The 314-nt window shown below is 74.5% G+C and carries 1 pseudogene; it reads left to right on the top strand.

Annotation, left to right across the window (positions count from 1 at the left end):
• Nucleotides 1–193: pseudogene (locus tag ADK55_RS38755) on the top strand (TetR family transcriptional regulator); the annotation flags it as partial.
• Nucleotides 194–314: the final 121 nt, after the last annotated feature.

Here is a 314-nt window from a genome sequence, read left to right as displayed (position 1 = left end):
CGCCCGCGCCGAACGGGTCCGGGGCATGCTCGACCGGGCCCGCGCCCGCGGCGCGGAACCCCTGTACCTGCCGGATGGGCTGGCCGTCGTCCTGATGCCGACCTGTGCCCGGATGCTGTTCGGCGTCGGGCCGCTGACACCGGACTGCATCGACGATCTGGTCGGCCGCGTGCTCGCGCGCCGACCCGGGTGACGGCCCACCTCGTACAGACGCCCTGAGACCGCGCCGCATGTCCTCACAGAATCGGCTGCCGGCGTACGCGCCGGTCACGGTCAAGGCGGGCACCCAGAGGGCGCTGGTCGGCGCGCAGGTG

Source organism: Streptomyces sp. WM4235, assembly GCF_001279725.1.
Taxonomy (GTDB): Bacteria; Actinomycetota; Actinomycetes; order Streptomycetales; family Streptomycetaceae; genus Streptomyces.
The sequence above is the reverse complement of the archived record's forward strand: the minus strand, read 5'-3'. Positions and strand labels throughout refer to the sequence as shown.